Annotated in this window: 18 protein-coding genes; 12 read left to right on the top strand and 6 right to left on the bottom strand. The window is 36.7% G+C overall.

Annotation, left to right across the window (positions count from 1 at the left end; all coding sequences use genetic code 11):
• Positions 1–6: 6 nt before the first annotated feature.
• From PVV59_RS04455 to edd, 4 genes are all read left to right on the top strand, one after another.
• The gene (locus tag PVV59_RS04455; protein WP_273754829.1) at positions 7–1,290 is read left to right on the top strand and encodes an FAD-binding oxidoreductase; all 1,284 of its coding nucleotides are present in this window, start codon (positions 7–9) and stop codon (positions 1,288–1,290) included.
• A 136-nt stretch (positions 1,291–1,426) separates the two neighbouring features.
• A complete protein-coding gene (zwf, locus tag PVV59_RS04450; RefSeq protein WP_273754828.1) occupies positions 1,427–2,899 on the top strand; it encodes a glucose-6-phosphate dehydrogenase in 1,473 nt (490 codons plus the stop codon).
• 17 nt (positions 2,900–2,916) lie between these two features.
• Positions 2,917–3,669, top strand: coding sequence for a 6-phosphogluconolactonase (gene pgl, locus PVV59_RS04445; protein ID WP_273754827.1), 753 nt, complete (start codon positions 2,917–2,919; stop codon positions 3,667–3,669).
• 58 nt (positions 3,670–3,727) lie between these two features.
• Positions 3,728–5,551 carry a phosphogluconate dehydratase gene (edd, locus tag PVV59_RS04440; protein ID WP_273754826.1) on the top strand — a complete coding sequence of 608 codons (1,824 nt, stop codon included), beginning with the start codon at positions 3,728–3,730 and terminating at the stop codon, positions 5,549–5,551.
• 64 nt (positions 5,552–5,615) lie between these two features.
• On the opposite strand, the gene folD is transcribed toward edd, so the two are convergent.
• Positions 5,616–6,515: a bifunctional methylenetetrahydrofolate dehydrogenase/methenyltetrahydrofolate cyclohydrolase FolD gene (folD, locus tag PVV59_RS04435; protein WP_273754824.1), complete on the bottom strand. Its 900-nt coding sequence runs from the start codon at positions 6,513–6,515 to the stop codon at positions 5,616–5,618.
• Positions 6,516–6,834: 319 nt separating this feature from the next.
• Here folD and PVV59_RS04430 point away from each other — a divergent pair, with 319 nt between their 5' ends.
• Positions 6,835–8,718, top strand: a complete 1,884-nt coding sequence (locus PVV59_RS04430; protein WP_273754823.1) for an AsmA family protein — start codon at positions 6,835–6,837, stop codon at positions 8,716–8,718.
• A 321-nt stretch (positions 8,719–9,039) separates the two neighbouring features.
• On the opposite strand, the gene PVV59_RS04425 is transcribed toward PVV59_RS04430, so the two are convergent.
• The gene (locus PVV59_RS04425) at positions 9,040–9,183 is read right to left on the bottom strand and encodes a hypothetical protein (protein WP_273754822.1); all 144 of its coding nucleotides are present in this window, start codon (positions 9,181–9,183) and stop codon (positions 9,040–9,042) included.
• Between the two features lie 233 nt (positions 9,184–9,416).
• Here PVV59_RS04425 and PVV59_RS04420 point away from each other — a divergent pair, with 233 nt between their 5' ends.
• From PVV59_RS04420 to PVV59_RS04410, 3 genes are all read left to right on the top strand, one after another.
• Positions 9,417–10,160: a 16S rRNA (uracil(1498)-N(3))-methyltransferase gene (locus PVV59_RS04420; RefSeq protein ID WP_273754821.1), complete on the top strand. Its 744-nt coding sequence runs from the start codon at positions 9,417–9,419 to the stop codon at positions 10,158–10,160.
• A gap of 68 nt (positions 10,161–10,228) precedes the next feature.
• Positions 10,229–11,602: a glutamate--cysteine ligase gene (locus PVV59_RS04415; RefSeq protein WP_273754820.1), complete on the top strand. Its 1,374-nt coding sequence runs from the start codon at positions 10,229–10,231 to the stop codon at positions 11,600–11,602.
• 1,874 nt (positions 11,603–13,476) lie between these two features.
• A complete protein-coding gene (locus tag PVV59_RS04410) occupies positions 13,477–14,832 on the top strand; it encodes an L-cystine transporter (protein ID WP_273754819.1) in 1,356 nt (451 codons plus the stop codon).
• A gap of 7 nt (positions 14,833–14,839) precedes the next feature.
• Here the strand turns inward: PVV59_RS04410 and PVV59_RS04405 are convergent, their stop codons facing one another.
• Positions 14,840–15,718, bottom strand: coding sequence for a methyltransferase domain-containing protein (locus PVV59_RS04405; RefSeq protein ID WP_273754818.1), 879 nt, complete (start codon positions 15,716–15,718; stop codon positions 14,840–14,842).
• A 197-nt stretch (positions 15,719–15,915) separates the two neighbouring features.
• Between PVV59_RS04405 and PVV59_RS04400 the strand changes: the two genes are divergently transcribed.
• Positions 15,916–16,704: a ComF family protein gene (locus tag PVV59_RS04400; RefSeq protein ID WP_273754817.1), complete on the top strand. Its 789-nt coding sequence runs from the start codon at positions 15,916–15,918 to the stop codon at positions 16,702–16,704.
• 45 nt (positions 16,705–16,749) lie between these two features.
• Entirely contained in the window at positions 16,750–17,004 is a 255-nt protein-coding gene (grxC, locus tag PVV59_RS04395; RefSeq protein ID WP_273754816.1) for a glutaredoxin 3, read from the top strand.
• A 38-nt stretch (positions 17,005–17,042) separates the two neighbouring features.
• Here the strand turns inward: grxC and ubiG are convergent, their stop codons facing one another.
• The gene (gene ubiG, locus PVV59_RS04390) at positions 17,043–17,786 is read right to left on the bottom strand and encodes a bifunctional 2-polyprenyl-6-hydroxyphenol methylase/3-demethylubiquinol 3-O-methyltransferase UbiG (protein ID WP_273754815.1); all 744 of its coding nucleotides are present in this window, start codon (positions 17,784–17,786) and stop codon (positions 17,043–17,045) included.
• Between the two features lie 189 nt (positions 17,787–17,975).
• Between ubiG and PVV59_RS04385 the strand changes: the two genes are divergently transcribed.
• Together PVV59_RS04385 and tmk are read left to right on the top strand one after the other, a co-directional pair.
• Positions 17,976–19,232 (top strand): aspartate kinase, encoded by a 1,257-nt coding sequence (locus PVV59_RS04385; protein WP_273754814.1) that lies wholly within the window; start codon positions 17,976–17,978, stop codon positions 19,230–19,232.
• Between the two features lie 549 nt (positions 19,233–19,781).
• A complete protein-coding gene (gene tmk / locus PVV59_RS04380) occupies positions 19,782–20,441 on the top strand; it encodes a dTMP kinase (RefSeq protein WP_273754813.1) in 660 nt (219 codons plus the stop codon).
• Positions 20,442–21,006: 565 nt separating this feature from the next.
• Here the strand turns inward: tmk and nhaA are convergent.
• Together nhaA and PVV59_RS04370 are read right to left on the bottom strand one after the other, a co-directional pair.
• On the bottom strand, positions 21,007–22,368 hold the full coding sequence (gene nhaA / locus PVV59_RS04375; protein WP_273754812.1) for a Na+/H+ antiporter NhaA: 1,362 nt from the start codon (positions 22,366–22,368) through the stop codon (positions 21,007–21,009).
• Positions 22,369–22,517: 149 nt separating this feature from the next.
• The gene (locus PVV59_RS04370; protein WP_273754811.1) at positions 22,518–24,224 is read right to left on the bottom strand and encodes a hypothetical protein; all 1,707 of its coding nucleotides are present in this window, start codon (positions 24,222–24,224) and stop codon (positions 22,518–22,520) included.
• Positions 24,225–24,321: the final 97 nt, after the last annotated feature.

The raw sequence follows: 24,321 nt of genomic DNA, 5'->3' as shown, positions 1-24,321 counted from the left end.
ATCACGATGATTGATTATAATCCGATTTCTCCAGGAATTTCTTGGTATGAGGACACTTTAGAAGAACGCCCCTCTTATCCGTTTTTAAATGAAAATATACAGTGTGATGTGATTATTATTGGAGGTGGATTTACCGGACTTTCGGCTGCTTACCATTTAGCGAAGTCTGGAGTGCATGTTGTTTTGTGTGAAGCTTCGCGTTTTGGTGATGGTGCTTCAGGGCGCAATGGTGGGCAATTAGGAACGGGGCAACGGCAATGGGTAGAAACACTAGAGAAAAAATATGGTTTTGAGCGAAGCAAGGCTTTGTTTGATTTAGCTGAAGAAGCCAAAAGAGATATCTTATCTTGGTGTGCAATGCCCAATTGTCAATGCGATTTTATGCGAGGACAGCTTTCTGTTACCCATAAAAAACGTGAACGAGCATCTTATCAACGGCATATAGAAACGATGCAGCGTTATGGTTATTACGGTCTTACTTTTATGGATAGGGATGAAACAGTAAAACGGCTTGGTTCCTCTTTTTATCATGGTGGTATTTATGATGCCGATACGGGTCATATTAATCCCTTAAAGCTTATTGTTGGGTTAGCAAAAAATGCGAAAAATGTTGGTGCTAAGCTTTATGAGAAAACCCAAGCAACAGGAGTGGAACGCAATGGTAACCATTGGAGGGTGATAACAAAACGGGGAAATATAAGAGCGGAGCATGTTTTACTTGCGACCAATGCGTATAAACTTGGACTTCAAGGATTTGTTGAGAAAAAGATTTTTTCTCTTCGCTCTTATATTGGAGCAACAAAACCGTTAGAGAAAGACAGCCCGATTCTTCAAGGGGGCGAATCGGTTGATGATTCTCGTTTTATGGTTCGCTATTTTCGCAAAAGCGTGGATAATCACTTATTATTTGGTGGAGTAGAAAGCTACGATAATCAATATCCTGCAAATTTAGAAAAACGTATAAAACGCCAGATTACTGAAATTTATCCTCAGCTACACTCTGTTAATCTAACCCATCATTGGGGTGCAACGGTCGCCATCACGGTTGAACGAATGCCTTATGTTCGACAACTTTTCTCAAGAATTACTTATTGTGGTGGTTATTCAGGGCATGGCGTTATACTTGCTCCTTTTATGGGAAAATTATACGCAGAATGGTTAACTGGGAATCATGAACGTTTTGCCTCTTTTCAAGACTTAAAGATTTCATCTTTTCCGGGAGGAAGAATTTTGCGTTATCCGCTTATATTTTTAGCAATGCGTTGGTTTTCTTTAATGGATCATTTTTAACAGAAACATTGATTGAAATTTAGAAAATTAATGGCTTGTTTAGGTTCTGCCTGCTTTAATGATGAAAGCTGTTATAAGTAATATAGGTTATAAGTAATATAGGATTGAATAATCGAATAGAAAAATAAATAAGTTCATGGTAAGTAAAATTATTCCAGTTTCTCCCTTTGATTGTATTGTTTTTGGTGGTAATGGTGACTTAGCAGCGCGCAAACTTATGCCTGCTCTCTATCATTGTCAGTGTGTTGGGCAATTTAATGAGCCCACGCGTATTATTGGGGTTGCTCGTTCTGCATGGAGTAATGAAGAATATCAAAATTTTGTTCGGGCTTCTTTAGAAGCACATATTCATCCAAAAGATCTCAATTCAACTGAACTTCATCGCTTTCTTGCACGTTTGACTTACGTTTCTGTTGATGTTTCCTCAAACCAAGGGTGGCAAGATCTTGCGCTGGTATTGTCACAAGTTTCAACAGATATTCGGGCTTTTTATTTGGCTGTTGGTTCGTCACTTTTTTCTGATATTGCGATGAAGTTGGGGAAAAGCAATTTGGTGACGCCACAAACACGAATTATCATTGAAAAACCTATTGGTCGTGATGTAAAAACAGCTGTTTCGCTTAACGATGCATTTGCAAGTGTTTGTAATGAAGATCAAATCTTTCGCATTGATCATTATCTTGGCAAGGAAACTGTTCAAAATCTGATGGCATTGCGATTTGTTAATACACTTTATGAGCCGTTATGGAATTCCAATTATATTGATCATGTTCAAATAACGGTTGCTGAATCTTTAGGTTTGGAAGGGCGTGCAGAATATTATGAAAGTGCAGGTGCACTACGCGATATGGTGCAAAATCATATGCTGCAATTGCTCTGTTTGGTGGCGATGGAAATACCATTTACGAATAGAGCAAATGCTGTACGTGATGAAAAACTGAAAGTTTTACATTCTTTAACACCTCTTGATGTTCATAATGTAGAGCACCATACTGTACGTGGGCAGTATCTTTCTGGTGTCTTGAAGGGTGATCCTGTGGGATCTTATCTTGAAGACTTGGGAAGAGAAAGTAAGAGCGAAACATTTGTAGCGTTGAAGGTTAAGGTTAATAATTGGCGTTGGGCAGATACACCTTTTTATTTACGAACTGGTAAGCGTATGCCTACGCGAATGTCTGAAATTGTGGTTGTTTTCAAATCCATTCCACATAATATTTTTAATGTGGATTCGAATGAGATTTTTTCTAATCGGCTTGTTATTCGCCTCCAGCCTGATGAAGGCGTCAAACAATGGTTGATGATTAAGGATCCAGGTTCTGGTGGTATGCGATTTCGTCATATCCCCCTGGATATGAGTTTTGCTTCTGCATTTTCTCAACGTAATCCTGATGCTTATGAACGCTTATTGATGGATGTTATTCGCGGAGATCAAACACTCTTTATGCGTCGTGACGAAGTTGAAGCGGCTTGGCATTGGATTGATCCTATTATTGAGGGATGGCAAGCAATAAAACAGCCTGTTCATGGTTATAGCGCTGGTTCATGGGGACCGCCTGCTTCGATAATTTTAATGGAACGTGATGGACGTATGTGGAACAATTTAGTTTAGAGCGATAAACAATAAGTATGCATGGAATGAATATTGACCGTTTAAATTTTGAAACACCCACGACTCTTGCTTTAGCGTTGGCTGACCGTGTTGCAGCAGAGCTTAGTATAGCTGTACTTGAGAGAAAACGTGCAATTTTGGCGGTTTCTGGTGGAAAAACACCAGAATTGTTTTTCCATTATTTATCAAAGGCTGACATTGACTGGCAAAATATTATCATTACTTTGGTCGATGAGCGCTTTGTACCTGCTCACCATGAGCGTTCCAATGAACATATGGTACGGCATCATTTATTACAAAATTTTGCAGCTAAAGCGCATTTTGTAGGGCTTTATCATAAGGCCCGCACCGTTGAGCTTGCGGCTTTTTCAGCAGCAAGTCGTGTTAATACTTTACCTAAACCCTTTGATGTTGTTGTTTTAGGAATGGGGAATGATGGACATACGGCTTCTTTTTTTCCTGATGCTGATCGTTTAAAGCAAGCACTTGATCTTCGAACACAAGCACTTGTTTTACCACTTCATGCCAAGAGTGCTTTTGAGCCAAGACTCTCACTAACTTTGCCAGTTATTATGCAATCTCGTTGTATTATTCTCCATTTTGAAGGTTTTCAGAAACGCGATTGCTTTGAAGAGGCTTGTCAAGATGGATCTGAAATAGAAATGCCGATTCGGGCAATTTTGCGTAATTCCCCTCATCTTGTGCAGGTTTATTGGTCACCTGCAGAAAATGAAATAAGTGAATCAGAATGTGAGAGACAAGGGGAATAGAAATGCAATCTCTCTTTAATGAATAAGGGAGAGAAACAATGAAAGGGGGGAAGTAAATATGACACTTTCCAAGATAATTGCCACAGTTACACGAAGGATTTATGAACGCTCTCTACCTACACGAGAAATTTATTTAGAGCGCATCGCGAACGCACAAAACCACCGTCCCAAGCGAAGTTTTTTAGGCTGCGCCAATCAGGCTCATGGTTTTGCTGCTTGTGGAGCAATAGACAAAGAGCATTTGAAGGGAAATATCGTTGGAAATATTGGCATTATCACGGCCTATAATGATATACTTTCAGCACATCAACCTTTTGAGTCTTTTCCTCGCTTAATTAAAGAGGCTGCCCGCAGAGTGGGTGGTGTCGCACAAGTCGCAGGTGGTGTTCCCGCGATGTGTGACGGTGTAACACAAGGGAATGCGGGGATGGAGCTTTCCCTTTTTTCGCGTGAAGTGATTGCAATGGCTACCGCTATAGGCTTATCACACAATATGTTTGATGCTGCACTGTATCTTGGAGTTTGTGATAAAATTATACCTGGTTTAATGATTGGTGCACTAACATTTGGTCATCTACCAGGAATTTTTGTGTCTGCTGGTCCCATGACAAGTGGTCAAGGCAATAATGAAAAAGCGAGAATACGCCAGCTTTACGCAGAAAATAAGGTGGATCGTCAAACATTATTGGAATCAGAAGCACGCTCTTACCACGGGCCAGGAACCTGTACATTTTATGGGACTGCTAATTCAAATCAGATGATATTGGAGATGATGGGGCTACAGATGCCAGGTAGCGCTTTTATCAATGCGAATACACCGTTGCGTGATGCTTTAACAAAGGAAGCAACAAAGCGTGTACTTGAAATGACAGCCCTTAGCAATGATTATAGTCCACTTGGTATGATAGTAGATGAGCGCTCTTTCGTGAATGCTATTGTAGGTTTAAATGCGACGGGAGGATCTACCAATCATGCGATTCATTTAATTGCCATGGCTGCTGCTTGCGGTATTCGATTGACATGGCATGATATTGCAGAAATTTCGTCAGTTGTTCCTCTTTTAGCACGGATTTACCCCAATGGTTTAGCTGATATCAATCATTTTCACGCAGCTGGTGGTATGGGATTTGTCATTCGCGAGCTTATAGAGGCCGGTTTAGTGCATGAAGATGTTTCTACAGTTTGTGGTAAAGATCTCAATGCTTATGCAATTGAAGCAAAGCTTTCTGCTGATGGTTGTGTGGTGCGTGAACCCGCTGTGAATGAAAGTGCTCATCATAAAATATTAGCAGGGTGGAAAAAACCATTTCAGCCTGACGGTGGTCTTCGTGTTTTATCGGGAGATTTGGGAACAGCTATTATAAAAGTTTCATCCGTTAAACCAGAATATTGGCAGATTAAAGCACCAGCCCTTGTCTTTAATGATCAAGAGGAGCTCCAAAAATCTTTTCAATCTGGAGCATTGCATGATAAAGATTTCATCGCTGTTATTCGCTACCAAGGACCAAAAGCCAATGGGATGCCAGAGCTTCATAAATTAACAACAATTTTAAGTGTTTTACAAGATCGTGGTCAAAGGATAGCATTGATAACGGATGGCCGTATGTCCGGAGCATCAGGAAAAATTCCCGCTGCCATACATGTGACACCAGAAGCTTTGGATAATGGCCCCATTGCGCGGTTGCAAGATGGTGACATTGTTTTCCTCGATGTTCATAGGGGTAAATTAACTCTTTTAGAGGATTTAGCAAAATTTAATGCGCGAACAATCATACCTCCTGATCTTTCAAAAAATGAACAAGGTGTTGGACGCGAACTCTTTCGTGTGTTCCGTCAATCGGTTAATCGTGCAGATCAAGGAGCATCTGTTTTTATGACGTGAGAAATGCAAAAAAAACAAGGTGAACCATATGCAATGAAATCATGTACAATGATTGTTAAAATTTTTAGAATTTTGGTATAGGAAGATTGTGTAATCGGGCAGCAGCTTTAAGTGTATTAACCATAAGCATAGCAATTGTCATTGGTCCAACACCTCCTGGAACAGGGGTAATTGCGGCGGCTTTTTCTTTTACATTTTCAAAATCGACATCCCCAACAAGACGCGTTTTTCCTACACCTTTTTCTGGTGTGGCAATGCGGTTAATACCAACATCAATAACAATTGCACCATTTTTCACCCAGTCTTTTTTAATCATTTGAGGACGGCCTATAGCCGCTACGAGAATATCGGCGCTCCGACATACATCATCAAGGTCACGGGTACGACTATGGGCAATTGTCACAGTAGCATTAGCTGCTGTTAAAAGGGCAGCCATAGGTTTTCCAACAATATTAGAACGTCCAACAACAACAGCATCCAGTCCAGATAAATCTCGCCCACAGTGTTGTTCAATCATCATCATAGCACCAGCTGGTGTGCAGGGAATAATAGCATCGTCAAGTGCATTTGCTGCGAGTTTTCCTACATTGACATAATGGAAACCATCAACATCTTTTTGGAAAGCAACGGCTTGTGTTATGTGGTTTGTATTGACATGGGCAGGCAGAGGCAGCTGTACCAAAATACCATGAATTTTTGGATCAGAATTTAACGTTGCAATAAGTTGAAGGAGCTCTTTTTCTTGGGTTTCTTTAGAAATGGCATGTTTGATTGAAAGAAATCCACATTCTTCAGCTTTTTTATTTTTTGAGGAGACATAAACTTGACTTGCAGGATCGTCTCCAACGATAATGACAGCGATGCTAGGTTGTATATTATAGTTATTACGGAGTTTTGTTGTTTCAGCCTTAACTTTCTCAATAATCTCTTCAGCAAGTTTTTTTCCGTCAATAATATTATTCATGAGAAAGATCCTTTCGGTAAGGCTGTTTGTTTTTTTGTAAAGCATTTTCTAATAATACGATAGAGTTTTATAGCAATATTCATAGGGAAATAGTAAGAATGGTTTAATAACGTTGTGGATTTGTATTTTTAGAAGACTTTTAGATAATTGCTTTATAAAGAAGTAGCAATATTGCTGTTTGAATAAACTTTGGATAAAGAACAAAAATAATGAAAATACAAAGCAGATATGGTGAATTACAGGGTTATAAAAAGTCTTTTAACGATTATTTGAGTTTGTGTTTAATCTGTTATTAGGAGAATACGTATAGAGGGATATTGTGCGCATCAGAATAATAAAATTTTTGAGCGGAATTTTTATTATAATTATCTTTTTATTTGGGGTGGGGATTCTCGTTTTACCTTATCTTGTCTCTACAGATGCGATTCGTGTTCGTTTAGCGCAAGAGTTGAGTACATGGACAGGTTATAATGTGCAATTGCGTGATCCACCGCGTTTAAATCTTTTTCCTTACCCTAAAGCGTTGCTTTCCGGTGTTACTTTAACAGCAAAAATGGATCATGTTGTACCGTTGATGGAAGCTGAATCCATAGAAGTTGATCTTTCTTTAATAGATTTGCTGCGGGGGCATATTTCTTTTTCGGAGACGCGAATTGTTCGTCCTCAATTTGTTATGGAAAAGCCCGTTAAAACAATAGCAGATTTTTTTGATCGATTTTCACGCTCACAAGGAGCCTTAGGATTAGCCATACGCAAGGCGCGTGAAATATTAAAACAAAAACCTGATCATCCAGAAGAGATAGAACACCTTTTAAAACAACCTTTTGGGCGGGTTGTCATTGAAAATGGTGCTCTTGTGTATCAAGATAGTCTTTCAGAAGTAGCGGAAAAAATCACAGGATTAAATGCGACTTTAGATTGGTCAGAATCGACTCAAGAAATACGGTTGCGTGCAGATGCTCGTTGGCGCGGAGAATTTACAAAATTATCAATTGATGCTGCTCAAGCATTGTCGCTTCTGGCAGGAGGAAAAAGCCAGATTAAAGCAAGTCTCAATTCTGTACGTGGGGGAATAACTTTTACAGGACAGGCGCAGTTATCTGAATATTATATTTTTGACGGAAAAGTGTCGATGCGTTCTCCTGGATGGAATCAGACTGTGTCTTGGTTTGGAAGGAATCAAATTTGGGGACATAAATTAAAAATACCCATTGTGTGGGAATCTCATTTTTTAGCACAGCCAAAGAACATCCAAATGAATAATGTTACATTTAGCATAGGAACAGCAAATGCGCGTGGAGCTTTAGAAGTTGAGTTTCAGGACTATGTACCAATTATAATGGGATCTTTAGCATTTGATAACCTCGATTTTAACCTCTTGGGATCAGTATTTTCGCCTGTTAACAAGAACAATCTACTTCTTAATAGGGAAATTTTTGATCGTATTGGAGTGGATATACGACTTTCTGCGTCTCAAGCCAAAATAGAAAATATTTTACTCACAGATTTAGCTGCTACGATACAAATAAAAAATGGGTATGGGATTTTTGATCTTGGACATGCAAATATTTGGGGTGGATCCGTTCAAAGTAATATTGAAGTTACGCCAGCTGGAGAGAAAATACGTATTGGAGGAAATATTTCAGGATCTTCTATTGATACACGGGAGGCTTTAGAAGCTTTAGGACTTATGCCATTTGTACAGAGCAAAACAAATTTTACCGCAACAATACAAACACTTGCGGGTTCTTGGATGGAAGTTTTTACAAAAATGCAGGGTGGATTAACACTAAAAATGTCTTCTGGTCGGCTCTTAGGGTATGATTTGAATGAATTACAAACAAAACTTTCAAGCAAACAACAATTTCTTTTAAAAAATAATGATTCTATCTCCACAAGTTTTGATCACTGGGATATTCAGACAAACTTTTTAGAGGGCATGATGAAGGTGACAGAGTCATTGATGTGTACAGCAGACTTTAGTTTATCCATACAGGGGGCTGTTACGATTGCTTTTGCTCAAGGACAGCAGAATGAATTGATACTACAGGCACAATTACGTAAAAATCATAGATCAGAAACTTTATGTAAAGATGTCCAATGCCTTGCTAAAAGCCTTGTATGGCCTTTTACATTTTCTCTGAGATCTAAAGGACAAGATCATGGTAATTTTTGGGTTACAAAAGACATTGATACAGATTGAGCATTGTTTTTCATCTGTATAACAGTCTACTCTATAATAATAATTCGTCCATCTGTAATTTAGAGTCGTTTTTAAATTTAAATAAGAGATTTCACGATCATAAGATTCTCTCATTTTAATCTATTCGTGATAAACCAAAAACCTTTCTCTTTGTCACATAAATGCAGGTGTTATGTAAATAAACAATTTAAGAGAGGAATAAAAACGCCTCTCTCTGGAATCTTTAAAATATAGGAGGGGCACAATACGAGTGCAAATCTTAGAAAATTGCTAAAAAATATTTTGTTGTCTTAAAACGTTAAGGGCATATCTAGTCAGCACTTATTGAATCTGAGAAGAAATACCGTAACCATCTTTGATAACTGTATGCTTTCCATCTGCTCCAACAGAACCAATACCCACTGTAATCAAAATAAAGGCTAAGAGGGTTGTAATGGTAATAATGGTAGCTTTTTTAGCAGACATATCTTTCCTCCACTGATCCATCAATGATTGAGTGCAAAGATGAATGGTGTATTATTTAAACTTATATGAAAGCAGAATCACTTAACGATCTATTAGTTCCTATCATTATCTCATAAAGTTAAAAAAACTCTATAATTCTTTAATATATTATAGCTCTATAGATATAATTTTTTCTTTTTGTTATATATTTTTCTTCATTTCTTGATGACGATAGTGAGCATTGGCAAGATTTTATGCGCATAAACTATAAACTTAAAAGATTATTTATCCGACAGACATTGGCTTTGAATGAAGAAATAAAGATAGAAGGAGCACAAGCTTTTTATCTTGTGCATGTTTTGCGGATGAAAGAAGGAGCAGAAATTCTACTTTTTAATGGACAGGATGGTGAGTGGCTTGCTAAACTTATTATTATTAAGAAAAAATTTGTTTTGGTTCAGCTTATTCATCAAGAAAGATTACAAACGACGCATTCCAGTCTTATTTACTGCTTTGCTCCACTCAAAAACGCGCGGTTGGATTATATGGTGCAGAAAGCTGTTGAAATGGGGGTATCAATTTTGCAGCCTGTTATAACGCATCATACACAGGTTACGCGTATCAATATGGCGCGTATGGAAGCCAATGTCATTGAAGCTTCTGAACAATGTGGTATTTTGTCTCTCCCTAAATGTGTATCAGCTCTATCATTAGCAGAGCTTTTAGCACGTTGGGATGAGACACAGCCTTTATTCTTTTGTGATGAAGAGTATCAATCGTATAATCCATTATCTTCTTTTAAAAAGTGTGACGTTACAGCACCTGGTATTCTCATTGGACCAGAAGGTGGATTTAGTCGAGAAGAGCGGAGCTTTTTAAAAAAGCATCCTTTTGTGGTTTCAATATCATTAGGTCCACGCATTTTACGCGCTGATACTGCCGCTGTTGCGGCTTTGGCTCTTCTGAATGCTACCGTGGGGGATTGGTCAATGGATTGAGATGTCTGTAAAATCATTCTAAACAATTCATTTAAGATGATAATACCAATGATAGGATACGATAAGTTATGGCGCTTGATGTAATGGATGAAAGTGAAGTTTATAACTTAGATTCCTTGGTTAGCTATTTCCAAGGGGGGTATAAAGAAGAAGAAGATTGGCGTATTGGCACAGAACATGAAAAGTTTCCGTTTTATAGAGATGGTTTTCGTCCTGTTCCTTATGACGGAGAGAGGGGGATTCGAGCGCTGTTAGAGAGGATGCAAAGCGCTTTAGGATGGAAACCTATTTTAGATGAAGGGAATATTATTGGGCTTGTAGGATCAGTTGATCAGGGGGCTATTTCTTTGGAACCTGGAGGACAGTTTGAATTATCTGGGGCACCACTAAAAACAATAGGTCAGACGTATCATGAGTTGATGGAACATTTAACTCTTCTCAAAAAAATTGCAAAACCATTGGGTATTGGCTTTTTGGGGATGGGAGCGAGCCCAAAGTGGACGTTAGCTGAAACGCCGAAAATGCCTAAATCACGTTATCAGATTATGTCTGATTATATGCCGAAAGTTGGGCATAATGGTCTTAATATGATGTATCGTACATCAACGGTTCAGGTGAATCTTGATTTTTCATCTGAAAGTGATATGCGGCGAAAAATGCAAGTATCCATGAAATTACAGTCCATTGCGACCGCCTTATTTGCAAGTTCACCTTTTACAGAAGGACGCCCAAATGGCTTTTTGTCATGGCGTTCTGAAATTTGGCGTGATACGGATAATCACAGGACAGGTGTTCTTCCCTTTATATTTTCTGAGCATTTTGGTTTTGCAGATTACGTTGAATGGGCTCTTGATGTTCCTATGTACTTTGTTGTACGTGATGGCCGTTATTATGATTGTACACATATAACGTTTCGTCAGTTTATGAATGGGGCATTAAGAGGACAGGTTGCAAATTCAATTCCGAACATGGGTGATTGGATTAATCACTTATCAACGTTATTTCCTGAAGTTCGATTAAAAAGATTTTTAGAAATGAGAGGCGCTGATTGCGGTTCTTGGAAGCGCATCTGTGCATTGTCGGCTTTTTGGGTTGGGCTTCTTTATGATAGAGAAGCGCTTAACGAGGCAGAGGCTTTGACCAAAGATTGGTGTTTTGAAGAAGTTTTGGAGATGCGCCAGCGCGTTCCCAAAGAAGGATTAAAAACCCCTTTTCGTCAAACTATTCTTTTAGAATTAGCTCGTCAAGCTATTGCGATTGCACGCAAGGGCTTAAAAAATCGTAAACAGTATGATGCAAATGGTTTTGATGAAACAAATTTTCTTAATCCTTTAGAAGAGGTTGTAGCAACAGGACAAACAGATGCTGAAAAACTTTTGTTTCATTACTCTTCTATTTGGAATGAGTCTGTCGAACCTATATTTTTAGAATGTGCCTATTAAATTGAAGGCAAAGAAACTTTGTACTTTTTTAAAACTGTATATTATCATAGTAGTTCATTTATTCATTTGTTTTAGAGAGAATATCCCTCTTTCTTTCAACCTTGCTCATAAGGGATACAATACAAAGATCTCGAGCATACTGAAGATTACTATGATTATGATATTTCCGTAACCTCTATGTTATATCGTTGTGCTCGTGATGATTTGTTCTATTTAACTCTTTATCAAACATTTTTGATCTGCTTGACTCGTTCATATTATGAAGGAGAGTAGAAAATAAATTTATTACTTTTAAATAGGAATAAAAAATATTATTTGTATTCAATAGGTTCAACGTTATACTTAAAAAAATACAAAGTGTTTATTTTGTAGAGTAAAAATACAAAACCTTAGTTTTTTTATGTTGTTAAGCCACAAACACTTCTTTTACTATTTAAAAACGTATGGTACGCTTCTAACTGCCTATTGCTTCTGCTTTTTAATAGCAAGATTGCATGGGGATTTGTATGCCTTTAGTGACATTATACGATATTGTTATACAGCCATTATAAATGCAATAGCTGGATTTTTTAATGGATGGAAAAATTACAGGGAACCATTTTCTCTATAGGGATAATTTATTTTTTTTGTTAATATCCGTTGGAGAATCTAGAATTTTTTTACGTATTCAAACATCGGATTACTAAAAGTCTACTTCAAGTTTTGCGAGAAAAACGTCTTTTTTCAATAAATAAAAAAATAAAAAGCATCTTCTCTTATTATTTAGCAGACTTTCATATTAGGATTCCTTACCTAAAATAGTAAAGCATCCACAAAAAAAGAGTAGCTTTGGGTAATATTTTAAAATATCTAATTATGAAAATTAACTTGTTGTTTTATTCAATATTTTTAAAATAATTCCTTATTTTATTCTGTAGATGTGACGGGTTCTACCTTACTCTTAAATATTTTTATATATTCTTTTGCTATTTCTTCTTTTTCGCGATATCCCGAGCTTTTACAGTTTTTATTGAGATATGACTGATAAAGTTCATCGTACAGATTCAGATTGTTCACTTTCGTATATCCAAGTGATATTAATACAGCGAACAAAAGTATCAATAGAGAAGATAAAACAATAAATGTTACGGTACGTTTCATGAGTGATTTAACTCCTTATCTTTGATAAATAGACTGATATTGAATACGGCTATTATAACGGTTGATATCACTTAGTTTAGTTATATCGATAAGATATAGGGTATTTTTGTTGGTATTATGTTTTAGGTTGTATTAAATAGTAATATGCATTAATAATTGCATTACCTTTTCAATAGGCATTATGATTTTTAAATCCTTCATATTTGCGATTTTTCGTTATTAAGAGGGCATATTTTTATGCCTATAAGAGAATTTCGAAAAACAAAAAAGTTTCTTCTCTAAAAGCTTTTGGGAGAGCAGTCCATAAAGTTGGTAAGAGGAGCTTGATGGTTTATTGTTCAGAAAACTCATGAATGTCTGTTTGTTAATGAATCATTTTTAAAGAAAGCTTTCCTTAATTCAAAAGGCAAAAGAGAGTGATAAGGACTTTGATAGAATAAGAACGGTTGGGATTATTCAGTATAAAAATGCAATGAAGGGTGTTTATATTTCTCTTTTTAAACTATTTTATAAGCTCTTTAATTTTAGAGTAGAGAAATAAATTTATTTATTTTCTTTAAACAGTTATTCATAGATAAAAAATTCTCTTTTAATCTATAAATTAAAAAAATAATGACTTTTTAAAAACCTTGTAAGCTTTATACATTAATTTTAAATATTATGCATTGATTTTGAATTATGCATATTATTCACCATAAATTATAACAATAGTGGATAGAGACTGGGCATAGACAATGACGTTTAATTTTTTCATCAATTTATTTCTATTTATTATTTTTTTATTGTGGATTGCCCAAAGTAAGAGAATGCAATGGAGCCTTTCACGCCGTGTCATGCTGGGGCTTATCCTTGGCTTGATTTTTGGTGGTGTTTTGCAGGTTATTTATGGAGAAGGTGAAGTCATTTTGCTGAAATCCGTTGAATGGTTTAACATTGTTGGGAGTGGTTATATCTTATTGCTCCAAATGATTGTTATGCCATTGGTTTTTATCTCTATCGTCTCAGCGGTTGCTCATTTGCATTCTGTTTATGCTGTTGGAAAAATGAGTATAATGACCATTTCAATATTGCTCTTTACAACGGCTCTTTCAGCGTTGGTTGGCGTTTTAGTCGTGAATGCCTTTGGTTTAACCGCAAATGGTTTGGTACATGAAGGGCAAAATGTTTCTACTGTTCTTGGGGATCGTATTTCTCAACTTGGAGATATGAATATTCCAAAGATGATTTTATCCTTGATTCCTAAAAATCCCTTTGCTGAGTTAAGTGGTTCCAAGCGTACATCAATTATCGGTGTTGTTATTTTTGCGTCATTTTTAGGGGCTGCAGTTCTTCTCTTAAAGAAAGATGAGCCAGAAAAAGGGGAAAAAGCACTTTTATTTATTCAAGTGGCACAAGCTTGGATTATGCGGTTAGTTCGTCTTGTGATTGCTTTGACGCCTTATGGTATTTTTGCACTTATGACGAAAGTAGGAGCATCTTCTCATGTTTCAGATATTTTAAATTTACTCGTTTTTATCATTGCTTCTTATGTTGGTATTATTTTAATTTTTGGCTTTCACGGTGTGTTGCTCGGCATTTTTGGTATTAATCCCTTCCGTTTTTTTAAAAAGGTTTTGCCGGTTTTGACATTTGCTTTTAGTAGTCGTTCAAGTGCTGCAAGTATTCCTTTGAATATTGAAGCGCAAACACAGTGGATAGGTGTACCACAATCCATTGCGAGTTTTGCAGCTTCTTTTGGGGCAACAATTGGACAAAATGGGTGTGCAGGTCTTTATCCAGCAATGCTCGCGACCATGATTGCACCGACCGCGGGGATTAATCCTCTTGATCCTACTTGGATTGCGACGCTTGTTGGGATTGTAACATTGAGTTCCATTGGTGTTGCTGGTGTGGGGGGAGGGGCTATTTTTGCAGCATTGATTGTGTTACCAATCATGGGGCTTCCTGTTACTTTGGTCGCTGTCCTTATCTCTATTGAGCCGCTGATCGATATGGGACGTACCGCTCTAAACGTGAGTGATTCAATGATAGCAGGAACGATCACCAGTCAAATATTACGAACAACGGATAAAAGTATTTTTGAAAAATGATTTTGGGTTATATTTTTTTGGGTTTTAAAACATCTGTAAGAGATATTTGCCCAGAACCAGGGTGTAGAGGTTTTTGTTGATTGGGATGAGGAGCCCAACCAGAGAGCCAGATGAAAGAAAAATGGGCACGAATACGTCCATCAGGATCGCTAAATTTTTGTGCATAGATTTCAGCAGCGCGGAGAAAAAAGCGTTTAGAGACAGGGCGCCGTGAGCGATTGATGAGGGCATTTTGCATTCCCATCGCTTTAAGATCGTGCATAAGGTCAAACATTGTATTATAACGTATTGTAATCTCTTCAACATCGGTTACAGGGAGAGCAAAACCAACACGCTGTAAAAGAGCGCCTGCATCACGAATGTCGACAAAAGGGTAGATTCTAGGGCTTGCTCCACCGTAAATTTCAATTTCAGCCTGTAAGAGACATTCACGTAATTCTTTGAGAGTACCAGCTCCTGTCATAACAGCCAGCAATAAGCCATCTGGTTTAAGAGTGTTTTTTATCTGGCTTAGAACACCAGGGGTATCATTCGTCAATTGTAATGAAAGAAGTGAAACAATAAGATCGCAGTAATTTTGAGGTAAATCAAGAAACTCTCGATGACGTAAATGAAATTTTTTATCATAGCTTTTATAAAGCGTATCGGTTTCAATACGTTCTATAGAACAAACCTTTCCAGATTTTATGAGAGCTTGCGCGGCAAGATCTGTATGGCTGTGTAAATCAAGCGCTAATGTAAAGAGGCGATCAACAGTGCTAAGACGTTGATAGAGATCTTCTGCCATGAGAGAGAGTAAAAAATCATATCCTTTTTTTGCTTTTTGGAAGGCGCGTTTGCGGAATTGTTCAATAAGATTATGATCAAAAATTAAAGGATGGGACATATTGTGGAACACTTTTGATTTATGAAAGAATATATTTTGAAAAGGTTCATGTTTGTGCACGCTCTGTCAAGTTTATAATGTGAAATAAAAATAAGTTTATAGGAGCTTAAGAGTTTTTAAAGAAATTAAATTTATAAATTGAGGAAATACAAAGGAACTTTTGTTCTACGGGGAACTTGTAAAAGCCTAAATTTATAATGTTTTACTTTCGAGAAGCGGCTTTAAATAGCGGGGATATACTCAGTCAATTCATTGAGCGTTTTAAAACGATGCTTTATCCACCAATTTGTCCTGGATGTAAGCAAAATGTTTCTACTTACGGCACGATTTGCTCTAAATGTTGGAAAGACCTCCAATTTATTACGAAACCTTATTGTCCTGTTATGGGGACGCCTTTTGTTTGTGATATGGGGGATGGTTTTCTTAGTGGTGAAGCACTCCGTAATTCTTACCCTTTTTCACGTGTTCGCTCAGTCATTGTTCATAAAGGACTTGCACGCACTTTGGTAACGCGCTTAAAATACGGTGATCATATAGAATTGGCACCATTTATGGCCAATTGGATGATGTCTGCTGGACGTGAGGTTATTGATGAATGTGATGTTATTATTCCCATTCCATTGCATTTTCGTCGTTTTTGGAAGAGGCGTTATAATCAATCTGCTGAGCTTGCCCGTTATATTGCAGCATCACAAAAAAAGCTTTTAAAACCCGGTTGGCTTGTTCGTTCTCGACATACGCGCCCGCAGGTTAGTCTTTCTTCAAGAGAAAGAAAACGTAACGTAAAAAATGCTTTTAAGGTTTCGCATAAAGTAAAAAAATACCTCAAAGGATGTTCTATTTTACTGATTGATGATGTATTTACAACGGGTGCAACAGTTACAGCAGCAGCTGCTGCACTAAAATATGCAGGTGCACGACGGGTTGACGTGCTAACATTTTCACGTGTTCTTAAAGAAGATTCTATTTTTCCTTCTTTTCAATAGGAACTTAAAGTGGATATTATAAAAAACACTAGGAGATTAATACTTATGAAAGAGATAATCATTTATACACGTCCTAATTGTCCTTATTGCACAAAAGCACGTGATTTGCTTGATAAAAAAGGCATAAAATATACAGATATTGATGCCTCCACATCCCTTCGTCAAGAAATGGTACAGCGCGCAAATGGACGTAATACATTTCCACAAATTTTTATAGGTGATTATCACGTTGGTGGTTGTGATGACCTTTATGCTTTAGAAGCTGAGGGAAAACTCAATTCTTTATTGCAAGATGTATAATCACTATAAATAACATACCTTTAAGACGATTACATTCTTTAAGACCGTTTTGCGAGAAGGAGATAGTTAACATCCATGTCTTTTGAGCGATTCCAGCTGTCGTTTAATGGATTATAAGTGATACCTATCTCATCAATGACAGACAGAGCGTTTTTTGATAAAAAATTTTTAAGCTCTCGAGGTTTTAGGAATTTTTTATAATCATGGGTTCCTTTAGGGAGCCAACGGAGGATATATTCAGCGCCTACAATAGCAAGCCCCCATGCTTTCCACGTGCGGTTGAGTGTTGCAACAAACATCAAGCCTTGTGGTTTTAGCATTTTTGCTGTCGCTTTTATGAAGAGATTAACATCAGCGACATGTTCAACAACTTCCATATTAAGGATAATGTCAAATTTCTCTCCTTCATTGGCGAGTGCTTCTGCTGTTGTCGTACGATAATCAATTGAAAGGTTATTTTGTGCTGCATGGATTTTTGCAACTTCAATATTCGTTTGTGCGGCGTCAACGCCTAAAACGATAGCGCCAAGACGTGCCATGGGTTCACATAACAATCCTCCTCCACAGCCAATATCAAGAATTTTCAAATTATCAAAAGGCGTCAGTGAAACAGGGTCACGATTAAACTCTAAACAGATTTTTTCTCTGATGTAAGCAAGACGTGTTGGATTAAATTGATGAAGAGGTCGAAATTTTCCTTGTGGATTCCACCATTCTTTAGCAATCCGTGAGAAGTGATCAATTTCACTTTGATCAACAGTTGTTTGTCTTTCCTCTATCATAGAGCCTTCCTTTTATTTTTAATGATCAAGTCCAGAAGATTTTATAAAAAGTCAAGAAAAATTAATATAATCATAATGAAACTTGCACAAATGATAGATATTCGTTATGTCGAGAAAATGGATAGTTGATACAGTGTCTTATTCTCATTATTGCTTGAGATAAAAGATGTAAAGGTAAGAGTGTTATTAATGGCGCGCATTGTCATGAAATTTGGTGGAACGTCTGTCGCAAACATTGAACGTATTCATAATGTTGCACGGCATGTTAAAAGAGAGGTTGATGCAGGCAATGAAGTTGCTGTTGTAGTCTCTGCGATGGCGGGTAAAACCAATGAGCTTGTGCAGTGGACGTGTGATGCTGCGCCCGTCCATAGAGATGCTCGTGAATATGATGTTGTGGTTGCTTCTGGAGAACAGGTCACTTCAGGCTTGCTGGCTTTAACACTTCAAGCGATGGGGATCAATGCACGGTCCTGGCTTGGTTGGCAGATCCCTATTCATACAGACAATGCACATGGTCGTGCGCGTATTACTGATATTGATGGCTCTTTTTTAATAGAACGTTTTCAAGAGGGGCAGGTTGCTGTTATTGCTGGTTTTCAGGGGATGGCGCCGGATAATCGAATTTCTACCTTAGGGCGTGGGGGATCAGATACAAGTGCTGTTGCTATAGCAGCAGCTGTACAAGCTGATCGCTGTGATATTTATACAGATGTGGATGGTGTTTATACAACAGATCCACGTATAGAACCAAAGGCGCGCTGTTTACCAAAAGTAGCTTTTGAAGAAATGCTGGAAATGGCTTCTCTTGGGGCAAAAGTTTTACAGGTTCGTTCTGTTGAATTGGCCATGGTTCATAAGGTTCGTACTTTTGTACGTTCAAGTTTTGAGGATCCTGATGCATTAGGCATGGGGGATCCAATGAGTTCTTCTGGAACACTTATTTGCGATGAGGATGAAATCGTGGAACAACAAAATGTTACTGGTATTGCTTTTGCTAAAGATGAAGCACAAATTTCGCTGCGTCGGCTTGCCGATCGTCCAGGGATTTCGGCAGCAATTTTTGGTCCCTTGGCTGAAGAGTGCATTAATGTTGATATGATTGTGCAAAATACTTCTGAAGATGGCTCAAAAACCGATATGACTTTTACAGTCCCATCAGCTGATGTAGAAAAAGCTGTTGCACTTCTTGAGAAAAATCAGAAAGAAATTGGATTTGATGTTCTACAATTTGAAAGTGATCTTGCCAAAATATCTGTGATTGGTATTGGAATGCGCAGCCATGCAGGTGTTGCGGCGACAGCTTTCAAGGCTTTAGCTGAAAAGGGCATTAATATTCAAGCAATCACGACTTCTGAGATTAAGATTTCTGTTTTGATTGATAGCGCTTATACTGAACTTGCGGTGAGAACATTACATGCTGTTTATGGACTGGATAAGAGTTAAGTATTTTTAAACGCTCAGTTTCAAGAACATAAAGTTTTCATATGTATTAATGATTTGCTTTATAAGCATAATTTATATTTTTAATTTAATAAGAATAATGAATACAGTGAAATTCTTTCATTGAGAACTTTCTTATGATGAAGAAAAAACTGTTTTTGTGCATATTATAAACAAGATTAACATAGGAATAAAAATAATTTAAGAGACACCATAAAATACTTCTTATAAATTATCTAGATATAAGATAAAGGAAAAAGGAGAACTGTTTACAAGTAAGTGTTTTGAAGAGAAGAAGAATGCACCTGTGTGTTATGAAAGGAGATTTTATTTCATAATTAATAGTATAGAACTTACAGAATTTTCTTTTTAGTTGGTTCAAAATTAAAAATATTATCCTAGAAGTCAATAATTTATAAAAATTTCAAGCTCTTCCATTGAAGGGGAGGATGCTCTTAATATTATACTGCTGATATTAAGAGATAAAATCCTTATTTCTAAATAAAAAGATTTTGGATGTAAAATGATGTAAATTATATGGATGGAGAGAAAATGTATCTTAATAAAGATATTTATAATTCCATGTGGTCTCTAAAAAAATATTCTGGCTCTTTTATTGCTTTATGTGGATTCGATGGGAGTGGAAAGACAACTCAAACAAAAGAAATTTCTCATCATTACTCACAAGAAAAACATATCATACAAACTTTTCAGCCTAGTAATTGGTATAGAAATAAACCAGAGGTTAGAGATTATTTAGAGAGTGGAAAACAGATTGATCCATTGCTTTTAGCTCTTTTAGCCGCAACAGATAGACGCAAACATACGCTTGAAATTATCGAACCTTCTTTAACTTCATCGCAAAATTTATTAATCAGTGATCGATATGTTTATTCTAGTCTTGTTTATTTCTACGCTCGAGGTCTTTCTCTTGACGGTGTGATTCAATTAAATCAAGCTATTCCAAGACCTCAGATCACATTTTACCTTCATTTGCCTCCTGCTGCTCTTATCGAACGATTGCAAAAAAGAGATGGTTTAGCTTTAAAATATGAAGAAAAACGCTCATTTATTGAAAAAGTTTATGAAGGATATCAACTTTTATCAAAAATAGACGAACGATTTATCGTCATTGATGGCACTGCCTCTATTTCTTTAATCCATAATCAAATACGACATCACATAGACAAGACTTGTTTTGACAATAAATAAAATATATCCATTTTAAAAATTTATCTGTAATCTATTCTTCTTTATGATCTAGTTTCTATGTGGGATCTAGAGTTTTAAAGGGTTTCTCACGATAATTTAAGAGTACTGAAAAAAATATTATATATCTTAATATTTTAATTGAGACGATTGGTAATCATTAAATTGTAACCCACTTTTTTTTAAAAGTTTGAAAGAGGAAAGCTCTTCCCAAAAGATTATTAATCTCTGTTGTGATCATGATATTTTTATTCTCTTAGAGACGAATATAGCGATATAAGAACAACCTGTAGAGATATATTCCAAGCATGTTTGAGGGCAGCGAATAAGCTAAGGGCAGAGGAATAATAACAGCAACTTTTTTAGACTTTAATATTCTTATCTCTTATAAATGAAACAACAAAAAGCAATTTTAACGTTTTTATGGAGTTTTTAAAATTGCTTATTTAACCAGCAAGAACGTAAGATAAAAGTATCTTAGCAAGAAGATACATCCATTTTAAGGACTGTAGGAAAAATCTTGGTTATGCTAAAAAATCATTTCAACAAAGCAGATGATTTTTTGGTTTTATTCGAAACTATGAGAGATGTCTTTATTGCGCTTAATATAAATAAAGCCATATCCCAGACCAATAAGAGCAGATAAACCAGAGCCACAAAGGACACCAATTTTTGCAGCATCAAGCAGGATAATATCTTTAAAGGCAAGCATTGAAACAAAGATAGACATTGTAAAGCCAATTCCTGCTAAAAAACCAATAAGTAAAATACCAGACCATGTCATTTGAGGAGGAAGACGACATAATCCTGATTTTACGGCTAGATAACTAGCCGTGATAATACCAAGGGGCTTCCCAACGAAAAGACCAATGACAATACCAAGAACAATTAAGAATGATTTGTCAGAAGAAAGGTCAAAGTTTGCAAAACTTACGCCTGCATTTGCAAAGGCGAAAATTGGCATGATACCGTATGCAACCCATGGATGCAGTGCTTTTTGAACACGTGTTACTGGGGCAATCATGGCCCGTTGTCCTTTGCGCATTTTTTTCAATGCAGTTGAAATATGATGGAAATCTGTTTTTACGTTTTTTTCTTGGAGAATTTGCATAGCGTTGCTGAGCATGGTGTGTGGTGCTACAAGAGTACGGGTAGGAAAAACGGGAGTCATCATACCCAAGATTACACCAGCAAGTGATGGATGAACGCCTGTTACCAATAAACCCCACCAGATAATTGCACCAGGTAAAATGTACAGCCATGCTGATGCAAGCCCGATCCATTGAAAAAAGAGTACCAGAGCAATACCTGCTCCTGCAATTATTAAACCGCTCGGATCAATATTTGTTGAGTAGAAAAAAGCAATAATAAGAACAGCGATAATATCATCAATAATCGCTAATGATAGAAGAATGATATGAAGATTAGAAGGAATTTTTTTTCCAAGAAGAGCCAGAATACCTAAAGCAAAAGCGATATCTGTTGCTGTTGGCACAGCCCAACCGTAGATATGTCCACCGTTAGAGTTGAAGATGAAATAAATGATTGCAGGGACACAAACGCCGCCTATTGCAGCAACAATTGGTAAAATCGCTTGTTTAAAATCGGCAAGGGCACCTTCATGAATTTCGCGTCGAATTTCCATTCCTGCTACAAGAAAAAAAATAGTCATAAGGGCATCATTAACCCAGAAATGTAAATCCCATGAAAGAGTGAAATGCCCTAAATTAAAGCCAAGAGGTGTATGCCAAAAAGATTCATAGAAAGCAGCATATTGAGAATTAGCAAAAATCAGTGCAGAAGCAGCAGCGAGTAAAAGAACAATACCACTAAGAGCTTCAATATGAAGAAAACGCTCGATAGCAGAAAGCGCTTGATTGGTTACACGAGAAGCGCGATTAGGCAAACGATTTGAAGATAAATCAGACATGAACAGCTCCAAACTATCGACAATTTTATATTTCTATATTCTCTATGTATAGTGAATCTATAATGATGCTTTCTGTATCATATAAAAGCAAAAAGAGGAATAAAGTTCTCGATTTATAAACAAGCCCCTTATCTCTAAAGCCGATATGTTTAAGGCGATGCTTCATTTTTAATAGTGAGATCTACTTTGCTTAAAACCTTGGATAGATCATTTTGTAGAGCGGATTCGAGATCAACCATTGTGAGTCCTTTATTATCTTTTGCTTTTATCTTAACGATCAATGTTTGTGGATTTTTAGCAAATTCACCTAAGGATTTTGAAATTTTTTCTGCTTCGTTTTGATTTTTTAGCAACATTTTTGGGGTTTGCGTCATCATTAAATAGAAGTCGTCATAGAGTTCATTTTTAAGATCATGTTGGCCATCATCAAGGTTTTTTGCAAGATAAGAAAAAAGCTTATCAATGAAACCAGCATCCCGATATTGTATATCAATTTCATTGATACCAAGGTTTTGAGAGGTAGCAATCATGACATTTTGTTGACCAGAAAAAAGCTTTTCATCAACATCAATAATCTTAGCCGATATGTTCCCAGATCCAACGTTTTTCATATTGAAAGACATCGTATCAAGAAAGAGTATATGTTTTTTTTCATCGTAAGAAATATCAAGTTTTCCTGAAAAATCAATTTGTTCAAATCCCATCTTTTTCAAAAGTTCTAAATCTTTTTCATTCATTTTTTTAGGTAAAACGGAAAAGTTATTGAGAGAAAGAAAAAGCTTTTTGGGGATAGGATGTTTCCACAAGCTTGGTTTAAGTTGAAATGATTCAAGCGTTGCTTTCAATGGTGGGATATCAACGGTGACATTATAAACTTTGGCATCTGCTGAGGTAATGGCGAGCAGTATGTTTAGAAGGAGACCATTTTGTGCTCTTTTTTCTGCGACTTTATCATTCTTTTTTCTTGCATTAAAATAAGCTTTGATCAGTTTTTCAGGCGTTTGTTCAAGCGATTTCATCTTTAGACCAGATGTTTTAAATTGGCCGAGGAAGAAAGAGCTATTTTTTTCTGCTTCTCCAAAAATATCGACACTTATATTGTTCAGAGAAATAGGGCCAGTAACGGTTTTTCCTTGATTGAGAGCGTTATTTTTTCCGAAAATTATAGAATAGGCGTAATTGATGTCGATATCATCAGCCTTTATTGTATCACTTTTAGCCATCAGTTGCATCTGTTTATCGCCATTGACTGCGACCGTTTTAAGATCCATATTTTTAATACTAACGGAACGGATATGGCCGTTTTTAAAGTCAGAAAGCTGGAAATTCTTAACTTCAACTATTTCTGTGCGTTTATTTTCATTTTCTATAGAAAGCTGTATATTCGGGGCACTTATGGAGGCAAGATCAATACGCATCATTGATTGTAAAAGATGTGATGTGATTGTTCTGTCTTTATCTTTTAAGGAGACATTTTTAAGAGAAATTTGGGGTATTTTTACATGAATATTATTATGCTTTAAATCAACATTATAAAATGTAAAAGTTCCAGGAATAAAGGAAAGAGGAGGGCGGGCAGAAATGGCACCAATTTTCAGTGATGTACCGGCTGGAACGGGAAGTGTAACATTTTTCAAATTAACTTTACCTAGAATGCTGACTTCAGATGTTTCTGCTTTTATGGAACGACGGGCTATCTCTTGTTTTACAAAACTATCAAGATAGGGTTTTGCGATATAAAATCCACCAACAACTATAATTACCAAGATAGCAACAAATCCAATAATGCAAGTGAGCCAATATCTCAGGTTACTTTGGTACCCACTATTAAGCTTGACCATTCTTTTTTCTTTCATTTTTATCACTCTTTAGAATTGAGAGTGAAGATAAACTCTTTTAAGCAATGACAAAGGTTAAAATATAGCGTGTACCAGTTTCAACAGTCATCTACCC

Origin of the sequence: Bartonella sp. MM73XJBT.G (assembly GCF_028618435.1) — a bacterium.
Taxonomy (GTDB): domain Bacteria; phylum Pseudomonadota; class Alphaproteobacteria; order Rhizobiales; family Rhizobiaceae; genus Bartonella.
The sequence above is the reverse complement of the archived record's forward strand: the minus strand, read 5'-3'. Positions and strand labels throughout refer to the sequence as shown.